This window comes from Neisseria sp. Marseille-Q1983, assembly GCF_018224585.1.
GTDB lineage: Bacteria > Pseudomonadota > Gammaproteobacteria > Burkholderiales > Neisseriaceae > Neisseria > Neisseria polysaccharea.
On record NZ_JAGTUI010000054.1, the window covers coordinates 1 to 9,728 of the forward strand.

Here is a 9,728-nt window from a genome sequence, read left to right on the forward strand (position 1 = left end):
GGAATGAATCGACGCAAAGGAAATGCCGTTTGAACATGCGTTCGGGCGGCGTTTTGTTGGGGGTATCGGAGCAGAACGTCTGAAAAAGGGTTTCAGGCAGTCTTTGGGCGTGTGGCGGCAGTTGAAAACGTGATAAGGCTACCTGAAAAGTTTGGGAGATTTTCAGGTAGACTTTGGTATTGGGCGCAACAGACGCAGGTACAGATTAGGCGGTGTGCCGTAATCGTACGAATGCCGATTCAACCTAAGCAGACATCAGTATACATCAGTATTTAGGAAGTGGATGTTTGATGGAGCAAAGGTTGTACGAAGGGTGGAAGGCAACCTGTGGGTGTTTGGTATGGTCGCGCTTGAAAAAACGTGTTTTAAGGGACAAATGCCGTCTGAAAATCGGTTTCAGACGGCATTTTCTGTTTATTTAAAGCAAACAGGAAAAGGCAGCAATATTCTGCAGTCTTCCTATTCACATAAGCGTTTTAGAACATTGCGGCTATGCGGAAGTCGTACTCGTTGGATTTGGAGCGGCCCATTTTGGTTCTGTCGCCGTCCAAGACAATCTCACGGGATTTGCAGATTGTTTTGTGACGGTAGTATGGATCAAACTCGAGACTGACGCTGTCGGTGAACTGTTTGCCTACATTCAGACCGATACCGACACTCCAACCTTTGGTGCTTTTGCTGACATCGCGGGAAGCACCCATCTGGGTCGTCATCACTTTGGTTTTGCCGCGCAAATCTGTATATGCATCCGCCAAGGGGGTCAGGGATCATCCGTCCCCCAAATCTTGGCGGATTTCGCCATGGACTTTCAAAGCAAGGTTTTCATGCTTGGTAACGGTGTTTTTCCTTGTCGCCGATGATGGCTTTGCCTTTAGAGTAGCCGGTAAAGACTTTGTATTCGCCTTTTCCGTTAGACTCGGGAATATCGGCTACCGTAACGGCGGACACGGCTGCAAGTGAGAGTGCAAGCAGGATTTTTTTCATGTTTTTATAATGAGGATAAATAAATGGAGAAAGTGTGGGAAATACCCGCATTCCAATTAAATCTTTTTTCAAGCAATGAGTTCTTTTTGTTTTCAACATTTTCCTTGTGTATGAAATTTTGCCGGATGTGCAGGCGGAATCGGCAGCGGGGTGTTCTGTACCGGATTGTCGTGGAAATGGGAAAACGGATGTTCCGTGCGGTTTTGTCCGAATGAATGGTGGGTATTGTTTTTATCAATCTGTTTCTTTTTCTTTGGAATAAAATTCCTAAAATATTAAAAATATGAAATTTAAAATCTATGAAAAAAGATATATCAGTTATTTTGAAATAAAATAGCTTTGTAGTAATATGTTGCACTTGTTTGTGCAAGGTAAACGATGTAACCTAAGCCGCGTATAAAAACCCATCAGGAAAGATGCAAGATGACACACCATTACCCCACAGACGATATTAAGATTAAAGAAGTTAAAGAGTTGTTGCCGCCGATTGCCCATCTTTACGAGCTGCCGATTTCCAAAGAGGCTTCGGGCTTGGTTCACCGCACCCGTCAGGAAATTTCCGATTTGGTTCACGGCAGGGACAAGCGGCTGTTGGTCATTATCGGGCCGTGTTCGATTCACGATCCGAAAGCGGCGTTGGAATATGCGGAGCGTTTGTTGAAACTCCGCAAGCAGTATGAAAACGAGCTTTTGATTGTGATGCGCGTTTATTTCGAGAAGCCGAGGACGACGGTGGGTTGGAAAGGTTTGATTAACGACCCGCATTTGGACGGTACGTTCGATATCAATTTCGGTTTGCGTCAGGCGCGCAGCCTGTTGTTGTCGCTGAACAATATGGGTATGCCTGCCTCTACCGAGTTTTTGGATATGATTACGCCGCAATATTATGCGGACTTGATTTCTTGGGGGGCAATCGGCGCGCGGACGACCGAAAGCCAAGTTCACCGCGAATTGGCAAGCGGGCTGTCCTGCCCCGTCGGCTTTAAAAACGGTACGGACGGCAATTTGAAGATTGCCATCGACGCAATCGGTGCGGCGAGCCATTCGCATCATTTCTTGTCTGTAACCAAGGCCGGACATTCCGCCATTGTCCATACCGGCGGCAATCCTGACTGTCATGTCATTTTGCGCGGCGGAAAAGAGCCGAATTATGATGCGGGACACGTCAGCGAGGCGGCGGAACAACTGCGTGCGGCAGGGGTAACCGACAAGCTGATGATAGATTGCAGCCACGCCAACAGCCGCAAGGATTACACCCGGCAGATGGAAGTGGCACAAGATATTGCCGCCCAATTGGAACAGGACGGGAGCAATATCATGGGCGTGATGGTGGAAAGCCATTTGGTCGAAGGCAGACAGGACAAGCCGGAAGTGTACGGCAAGAGCATTACCGATGCGTGTATCGGTTGGGGCGCGACTGAAGAACTATTGGCATTGTTGGCAGGTGCAAACAAAAAACGTATGGCGCGCGCCGGTTGAGATTTTTGACGCAGAATGTCATAAAATGCCGTCTGAAGCGTTCAGACGGCATTTTTGTGGAGGAAATATGCTCAAAATAACCCTAATTGCGGCGTGTGCGGAAAACCTGTGCATCGGGGCGGGCAATGCTATGCCTTGGCACATCCCCGAAGATTTCGCATTTTTCAAAGCCTATACCTTGGGCAAACCCGTCATTATGGGGCGGAAAACGTGGGAATCCCTGCCCGTCAAACCCCTGCCCGAACGGAGGAACATCGTCATCAGCAGGCAGGCGGATTATTGTGCGGCAGGTGCGGAAACGGCGGCAAGTTTGGAGGCGGCATTGGCATTGTGCGCCGGCGCGGAAGAAGCCGTCATTATGGGCGGCGCGCAGATATACGGACAAGCGATGCCATTGGCGACCGATTTGCGGATAACCGAAGTAGGTTTGTCGGTGGAAGGAGATGCATTTTTCCCTGAAATAGACCGGACGCATTGGAAAGAAGCAGAGCGGACGGAACGCCGTGTCAGCAGCAAAGGCACGAGCTATGCTTTTGTGCATTATTTGAGATATTGAAATATAAACTCTTTATAAAATCCCCCGCAAATGGTGGGCTGAAATAGAAAATATTGTTATTCCCCCGAAGATGGGAATCCGAGATTTTAAAGTTAGGGTAATTTATCCGAAATAACAACAATCTTTCCATCGTCATTCCCGCAAAAGCGGGAATCCGGAAACGAAAAGCTAAAGAAATTTATCGGAAAAAACCGAAGTTTAAAGAACCGGATTCCCGCCTGCGCGGGAATGACGAGATTTTAGGTTATGGGGATTTATTGGGAATAATGGAACAAAGAAAGCAGAAATAAGGATATAGAGGCTGTCTTTGGATTTGCGATGGTTGTCGGGGAATGCCGTCTGAAGCCGTTTCAGACGGCATTTTTCCAGCTTGAGAACGGGTGTTTGCTCAAATAAGCATTGGTAAACATACCGTCCGAAGTGATTTCCCGTCCCAGCCAGTCCGGACGGTCAAAATTGGCATTCTCGTCGGGCAACTCGATTTCTGCGACGACCAAAGGCGCGTTTTCGCCAAGAAAAACATCGATTTCAAACAGGCTGCCGCCCCATCTGACCGGATAACGCCATTTTTCCATCTTAAACGGGCACATCGTTTCCATCATCTTTTCCGCATCTGCAAGCGGGATTTCGTATTCGAACTCACTGCGGCTGAGTTCCGAAATATAGCCTTTCAGTGTCAGCCACGCCCGTTGTCCGACAATACGGACACGGACGGTACGTTCTTTCTCGACAGAAAGATAAGCCTGTTTCAAGAGCAGCGGCTCATCGGCGTATTGATGCCATTTGTCGTTTTCAATCAAAAAGCGGCGTTCGATTTCTACCGTCATAAGGCACTCCGTCAAAACGGTTTGAACACAACCAGGTAAAGCGCACCTATCATCAGCAGTACAGGGATTTCGTTAAATACGCGATACCAGCGGTGTGAGAAAGTATTGTTGTAATTCTGAAAACGACGCAGCAGCACGCCGCAATACAACTGGTAAGCCAAAAGCATCAACCCCAAACACAGTTTGACATGTACCCAACCGCTGCCCCACCAACCGGCGGCAAACGGTATCGCCGAGCCGAACACGACCGCGCCGAAGCCCAACGGCGACATAAAACGGTACAGCCGCACCGCCATACCCGACAGGCGCACATACTCGGGATTGCCGCGCGGCGCATCAATCATCGCCATATTGACGAAAATCCTCGGCAGGTAAAACAGCCCTGCAAACCACGAAATGACAAAAAACAAGTGAAACAGCTTGAACCAAGAAAACATCATCGCCCACACCCTGCCGAAAAGCGGTATTGTACAGGCAAACCGCTTGGGAAACGTGATAAAATAAGGCGGATAAACAAATCAAATAAATCCTTACCGCAAAACGGAGGCAAAATGCTCAAATCCATCGAACTCAATTCACACATCCGCAACCGGCTTGCTGAATATCTGAAAAGCCGCGGTTTGGATTTTCAGACGGCAATGCAGGAAGAAGAAGGCAACAAAGAAATCGCCGCCATCGTCCACAGCGGTCTGCCCACTCTGGTACGCAAACTGTATTCCGAACAAAAAATGCAGAAGTTTTTTTGGGACAAAAAAGAACTGATTATGACCTATATCGGTCAGCAGCTCGGCAGATAAGTTTCCCGATATCAGCCGCCCGCCGTTTCAGGCAGGGCGGTTTTTGTTTGATAACAAGAAAACGGTTGTGTGTTTCAGACGGCATTGTCGCGGCATCGGGCGGCAGGGTTTGGAACAGCAGCATAAAAAACTGATACAATCCGCCGGTTGATAATGGTTATTTTTTATTTTTATTTTTGTGGGAAAACATTTATGCCTGCACGAAACAGATGGATGCTGCTGCTGCCTTTATTGGCAAGCGCGGCATATGCCGAAGAAACACCGCGCGAACCGGATTTGAGAAGCCGTCCCGAGTTCAGGCTTCATGAAGCGGAGGCCAAACCGATCGACAGGGAGAAGGTACCGGGGCAGGTGCGGGAAAAAGGAAAAGTTTTGCAGATTGACGGCGAAACCCTGCTGAAAAATCCCGAATTGCTGTCCCGCGCGATGTATTCCGCAGTAGTTTCAAACAATATTGCCGGTATCCGCGTTATTTTGCCGATTTACCTACAACAGGCGCAGCAGGATAAGATGTTGGCACTTTATGCACAAGGGATTTTGGCGCAGGCAGACGGTAGGGTGAAAGAAGCGATTTCCCATTACCGGGAATTGATTGCCGCCCAACCCGACGCGCCCGCCGTCCGTATGCGTTTGGCGGCGGCATTGTTTGAAGACAGGCAGAACGAGGCGGCGGCAGACCAGTTCGACCGCCTGAAGGCGGAAAACCTGCCGCCGCAGCTTATGGAACAGGTCGAGCTGTACCGCAAGGCATTGCGCGAACGCGATGCGTGGAAGGTAAACGGCGGTTTCAGCGTTACCCGCGAACACAATATCAACCAAGCCCCGAAACAGCAGCAGTACGGCAACTGGACTTTCCCGAAACAGGTGGACGGCACGGCGGTCAATTACCGGCTCGGCGTGGAGAAAAAATGGTCGCTGAAAAACGGCTGGTACACGACGGCGGGCGGCGACGTGTCCGGCAGGGTTTATCCGGGGAATAAGAAATTCAACGATATGACGGCAGGTGTTTCCGGCGGCATCGGTTTTGCCGACCGGCGTAAAGATGTCGGGCTGGCAGTGTTCCACGAACGCCGCACCTACGGCAACGACGCTTATTCTTACGCCAACGGCGCACGCCTTTATTTCAACCGTTGGCAAACCCCGAAATGGCAAACGCTGTCTTCGGCGGAGTGGGGGCGTTTGAAGAATACGCGCCGGGCGCGTTCCGACAATACCCATTTGCAAATTTCCAATTCGCTGGTGTTTTACCGGAATGCGCGCCAATATTGGACGGGCGGTTTGGATTTTTACCGCGAGCGCAACCCTGCCGACCGTGGCGACAATTTCAACCGTTACGGCCTGCGCTTTGCCTGGGGGCAGGAATGGGGCGGCAGCGGTCTGTCTTCGCTGTTGCGCCTCGGCGCGGCGAAACGGCATTATGAAAAACCCGGCTTTTTCAGCGGTTTTAAAGGGGAAAGGCGCAGGGATAAAGAATTGGACACATCCTTGAGCCTTTGGCACCGGGCATTGCATTTCAAAGGCATCACGCCGCGCCTGACGCTGTCGCACCGCGAAACGTGGAGTAACGATGTGTTCAACGAATACGAGAAAAATCGGGCGTTTGTCGAGTTTAATAAAACGTTCTGATGTTTGTTGCAAAGTGAAAAATGCCGTCTGAAACGCTTCAGACGGCATTTTTACAGTGGGGAAGACTTAGGCTTCGACAATTTTGCCGCGCAGGGAGAAGGTGTAGGCCTCGGTGATTTCCAAATCGATCATTTGGTTAATCATGTCGGGTGTGCCGGTAAAGTTGACGACGCGGTTGTTGGCGGTACGGGCTTGCAGTTGGTCGGGGTCTTTTTTGGAGATGCCTTCGACCAAGCAGCGTTGAACCGTGCCGACCATGGTTTGGTTGATGCGCGCGGTTTCGGCTTCGATGACTTCGTTCAAAGCTTCGAGGCGGCGCACTTTTTCTTCATGCGGTGTGTCGTCGTGCAGGTTGGCGGCAGGCGTGCCAGGGCGCGGACTGTAAATAAAGACGAAGCTCAAGTCGAAGGCAATGTCTTTCACCAGTTTCAAGGTTTGCTCGAACTCGCGCTCGGTCTCGCCCGGGAAGCCGACGATAAAGTCGCTGCTCAGGCATAAATCAGGGCGGATGGCGCGCAGTTTGCGGATGATGGATTTGTATTCCAAAGCGGTGTAGCCGCGTTTCATCGCGCTCAATACGCGGTCGGAACCGCTTTGAATCGGCAGGTGCAGGTGGGAAACCAATTTGGGCAGGTCGCGGTAGCACTCGATAATTGCGTCGGTAAATTCGCGCGGATGGCTGGTGGTAAAGCGCAGGCGTTCGATACCGGGGATTTCGTGGACAATGCGCAACAAAGTGGCAAAGTCGCAGATTTCGCCGTTTTCCATTTCGCCGCGATAGGCGTTGACGTTTTGGCCTAAGAGGTTGATTTCTTTAACGCCTTGTTGCGCCAAACCGGCAATCTCGGTCAATACGTCGTTGAGCGGGCGGGAGAATTCTTCGCCGCGGGTGTAAGGGACGACGCAGTAAGAGCAGTATTTGGAACAGCCTTCCATAATGGAAATGAATGCCGAACCGCCTTCTACGCGCGCAGGCGGCAGGTGGTCGAATTTCTCGATTTCGGGGAAGGAAATATCGATTTGCGAGAGGCCGGTGGTTTCTTTGTCCACAATCATTTTGGGCAGGCGGTGCAGCGTTTGCGGGCCGAAGACGACGTCCACATAAGGCGCGCGTTTGATGATGTTTTCGCCTTCTTGCGAGGCGACGCAGCCGGCAACGCCGATGATGAGGCCGGGGTTTTTTTCTTTGAGCGGACGCACGCGCCCCAAGTCGGAGAACACTTTTTCCTGTGCTTTTTCGCGCACGGAGCAGGTGTTGAACAAGATGATGTCGGCTTCGTCGGCTTGGGTAACCTGTTCGATGCCGCCGTGTTCTTCGGCGAGGACGGCGAGCATTTTGTCGCTGTCGTATTCGTTCATCTGGCAGCCGAAGGTGCGGATAAATACTTTTTTCATGGTTTGTGTCTTTCTCAGGCAGCCGTAATTGCGGGGCTGATTGTTGTTGGAATGAAAAAATTTCAGACGGTATGACGGTGCCGTCTGAAAATCGGTGCGGATTATAGCACGATGTGGGTTTTGTAAACAGAATATTGTTTTTAATATGAATTTATCCGGTCTGGATGGCTGTATAATGAAGATTTGATTTGACGGAGATGTATATGAGACCAGTTGTATGGGCGGCATTGCTGCTGTGTGCGTGTACCAGCAATTTCGGCGACAGGGAACATCAGTTCCTGCGTGATCAGACGGAAGAGGGAATCGCACAAATGGTTGTTAAAGGCAAAACGACCCGGGCGGAGGTAGAGGCACGTTTCGGGAAGCGCAATCCTTTCGGCTGTTATGCCTATCATGAAGTCAGCCTGCCGATTTATAATTTTCTGCCGACCAATTTCATTTATATGAAATCGGAGCGGCGGCATTGGGAGTGGTGTGTGGATTACGACGGGGAGGGAGTTGTCCGGGACTACCGCTTTACACATAAAGTGGAAAAAGACGAGCGTTCCGTCATCAGGGATACGGTTGACGTCATCCGCAAAGAAGCAGGCAAATCCTTGGCGAAACCTGAAAAATGATAAAATAGCTTTTCTATTTCAGAACCTAAAACCTGCTTTTAGGATGGAATTTAAGGATATATATGAACCGTAACGAAATTTTATTCGACCGCGCCAAAGCCATCATCCCCGGCGGCGTGAATTCCCCCGTCCGCGCATTCGGCAGCGTTGGCGGCGTACCGCGCTTTATCAAAAAAGCCGAAGGCGCGTATGTTTGGGACGAAAACGGCACGCGCTACACCGATTACGTCGGCTCTTGGGGCCCTGCGATTGTCGGACACGCGCACCCCGAAGTCATCGAAGCCGTGCGCGAAGCCGCGTTAGGCGGTTTGTCGTTCGGCGCGCCTACCGAGGGCGAAATCGTCATTGCCGAAGAAATCGCCAAAATCATGCCGTCCATCGAACAGCTGCGCCTCGTCAGCTCCGGTACCGAAGCCACCATGACCGCCATCCGTCTGGCACGCGGTTTTACCGGCCGCGACAAAATCATCAAGTTTGAAGGCTGCTACCACGGGCATTCCGACAGCCTGCTGGTGAAAGCCGGCAGCGGCCTGCTGACGTTTGGCAACCCGTCTTCCGCCGGCGTGCCTGCCGACTTTACCAAACATACTTTGGTACTCGAATACAACAATATCGCCCAACTCGAAGAAGCCTTTGCTCAAAGCGGCAATGACATTGCCTGTGTGATTTTGGAGCCTTTCGTCGGAAATATGAACCTTGTCCGCCCGACCGAAGCCTTCGTCAAAGCCCTGCGCGAATTGACTGAAAAACACGGCGCAGTGTTGATTTACGACGAAGTGATGACCGGTTTTCGCGTCGCGCTCGGCGGCGCACAATCGCTGCACGGCATCACGCCCGACCTGACCACGATGGGCAAAGTCATCGGCGGCGGTATGCCGCTTGCCGCGTTCGGCGGCCGTAAAGACATTATGGAATGTATTTCCCCGTTAGGCGGCGTGTATCAGGCAGGCACCTTGTCGGGCAACCCGATTGCGGTTGCGGCCGGTTTGAAAACGCTGGAAATCATTCAGCGCGAAGGCTTCTATGAAAACCTGACGGCGCGTACCGAACAGTTGGTTCAAGGTTTTCAGACGGCAGCGGATGCGGCGGGCATCGAGTTTGCCGCCGACAGCGTAGGCGGTATGTTCGGTCTGTATTTCGCCGCACACGCGCCGCGAAACTATGCCGATATGGCGCGTTCCAATATTGAAGGCTTCAAACAGTTTTTCCACGGGATGCTCGACCGCAATGTCGCCTTCGGCCCGTCCGCTTATGAAGCAGGTTTCGTTTCCGCCGCGCATACGCCCGAGTTGATTGACGAAACGGTTGCGGTTGCGGTTGAAGTGTTCAAGGCGATGGCTGCATGATGTTTTGACGGACAGGGTTTCTCTGTTCGATTTGTTTGGCAGATTGAAGTATAGTGGATTAACAAAAACCAGTACGGCGTTGCCTCGCCTTAGCTCAAAGA

General features: G+C 51.2%; 11 protein-coding genes. 6 read left to right on the forward strand and 5 right to left on the reverse strand.

The window, feature by feature from the left end:
• Positions 1-476: 476 nt before the first annotated feature.
• Positions 477-764, reverse strand: a complete 288-nt coding sequence (locus tag KEM39_RS09910) for a hypothetical protein (RefSeq protein WP_118997949.1) — start codon at positions 762-764, stop codon at positions 477-479.
• Positions 765-822: 58 nt separating this feature from the next.
• A complete protein-coding gene (locus KEM39_RS11650; RefSeq protein WP_240002758.1) occupies positions 823-984 on the reverse strand; it encodes a hypothetical protein in 162 nt (53 codons plus the stop codon).
• Positions 985-1,407: 423 nt separating this feature from the next.
• On the opposite strand from KEM39_RS11650, the gene aroG reads away from it, so the two are divergent.
• Both aroG and KEM39_RS09925 read left to right on the forward strand, forming a co-directional pair.
• A complete protein-coding gene (aroG, locus tag KEM39_RS09920; RefSeq protein WP_002216371.1) occupies positions 1,408-2,463 on the forward strand; it encodes a 3-deoxy-7-phosphoheptulonate synthase AroG in 1,056 nt (351 codons plus the stop codon).
• Between the two features lie 67 nt (positions 2,464-2,530).
• The gene (locus KEM39_RS09925; protein WP_211709936.1) at positions 2,531-3,019 is read left to right on the forward strand and encodes a dihydrofolate reductase; all 489 of its coding nucleotides are present in this window, start codon (positions 2,531-2,533) and stop codon (positions 3,017-3,019) included.
• Between the two features lie 350 nt (positions 3,020-3,369).
• Here KEM39_RS09925 and KEM39_RS09930 read toward each other — a convergent pair whose 3' ends face one another.
• Both KEM39_RS09930 and KEM39_RS09935 read right to left on the reverse strand, forming a co-directional pair.
• A complete protein-coding gene (locus KEM39_RS09930) occupies positions 3,370-3,846 on the reverse strand; it encodes a CYTH domain-containing protein (RefSeq protein WP_211709932.1) in 477 nt (158 codons plus the stop codon).
• Between the two features lie 11 nt (positions 3,847-3,857).
• Positions 3,858-4,286 (reverse strand): CopD family protein, encoded by a 429-nt coding sequence (locus KEM39_RS09935; RefSeq protein ID WP_211709933.1) that lies wholly within the window; start codon positions 4,284-4,286, stop codon positions 3,858-3,860.
• Between the two features lie 111 nt (positions 4,287-4,397).
• Here KEM39_RS09935 and KEM39_RS09940 point away from each other — a divergent pair, with 111 nt between their 5' ends.
• Both KEM39_RS09940 and KEM39_RS09945 read left to right on the forward strand, forming a co-directional pair.
• Positions 4,398-4,643 carry a hypothetical protein gene (locus KEM39_RS09940; protein WP_211709934.1) on the forward strand — a complete coding sequence of 82 codons (246 nt, stop codon included), beginning with the start codon at positions 4,398-4,400 and terminating at the stop codon, positions 4,641-4,643.
• Positions 4,644-4,856: 213 nt separating this feature from the next.
• Positions 4,857-6,269: a surface lipoprotein assembly modifier gene (locus KEM39_RS09945; protein WP_418030180.1), complete on the forward strand. Its 1,413-nt coding sequence runs from the start codon at positions 4,857-4,859 to the stop codon at positions 6,267-6,269.
• 66 nt (positions 6,270-6,335) lie between these two features.
• On the opposite strand, the gene miaB is transcribed toward KEM39_RS09945, so the two are convergent.
• On the reverse strand, positions 6,336-7,664 hold the full coding sequence (gene miaB / locus KEM39_RS09950) for a tRNA (N6-isopentenyl adenosine(37)-C2)-methylthiotransferase MiaB (RefSeq protein WP_118997955.1): 1,329 nt from the start codon (positions 7,662-7,664) through the stop codon (positions 6,336-6,338).
• Positions 7,665-7,867: 203 nt separating this feature from the next.
• Here miaB and KEM39_RS09955 point away from each other — a divergent pair, with 203 nt between their 5' ends.
• The gene (locus KEM39_RS09955) at positions 7,868-8,281 is read left to right on the forward strand and encodes a glucosamine-fructose-6-phosphate aminotransferase (protein WP_118997956.1); all 414 of its coding nucleotides are present in this window, start codon (positions 7,868-7,870) and stop codon (positions 8,279-8,281) included.
• Positions 8,282-8,343: 62 nt separating this feature from the next.
• The gene (gene hemL, locus KEM39_RS09960; protein ID WP_118997957.1) at positions 8,344-9,627 is read left to right on the forward strand and encodes a glutamate-1-semialdehyde 2,1-aminomutase; all 1,284 of its coding nucleotides are present in this window, start codon (positions 8,344-8,346) and stop codon (positions 9,625-9,627) included.
• Positions 9,628-9,728: the final 101 nt, after the last annotated feature.

What these genes read in the sequence shown, in the direction of transcription:
- KEM39_RS09935 (WP_211709933.1), bottom strand. Translation starts at nt 4,286, where the DNA reads ATGATGTTTTCTTGGTTCAAGCTGTTTCACTTGTTTTTTGTCATTTCG.
- KEM39_RS09955 (WP_118997956.1), top strand. Translation starts at nt 7,868, where the DNA reads ATGAGACCAGTTGTATGGGCGGCATTGCTGCTGTGTGCGTGTACCAGC.
- KEM39_RS09925 (WP_211709936.1), top strand. Translation starts at nt 2,531, where the DNA reads ATGCTCAAAATAACCCTAATTGCGGCGTGTGCGGAAAACCTGTGCATC.
- KEM39_RS09930 (WP_211709932.1), bottom strand. Translation starts at nt 3,846, where the DNA reads ATGACGGTAGAAATCGAACGCCGCTTTTTGATTGAAAACGACAAATGG.
- KEM39_RS11650 (WP_240002758.1), bottom strand. Translation starts at nt 984, where the DNA reads ATGAAAAAAATCCTGCTTGCACTCTCACTTGCAGCCGTGTCCGCCGTT.
- hemL (WP_118997957.1), top strand. Translation starts at nt 8,344, where the DNA reads ATGAACCGTAACGAAATTTTATTCGACCGCGCCAAAGCCATCATCCCC.
- KEM39_RS09940 (WP_211709934.1), top strand. Translation starts at nt 4,398, where the DNA reads ATGCTCAAATCCATCGAACTCAATTCACACATCCGCAACCGGCTTGCT.
- KEM39_RS09945 (WP_418030180.1), top strand. Translation starts at nt 4,857, where the DNA reads ATGCTGCTGCTGCCTTTATTGGCAAGCGCGGCATATGCCGAAGAAACA.
- aroG (WP_002216371.1), top strand. Translation starts at nt 1,408, where the DNA reads ATGACACACCATTACCCCACAGACGATATTAAGATTAAAGAAGTTAAA.
- miaB (WP_118997955.1), bottom strand. Translation starts at nt 7,664, where the DNA reads ATGAAAAAAGTATTTATCCGCACCTTCGGCTGCCAGATGAACGAATAC.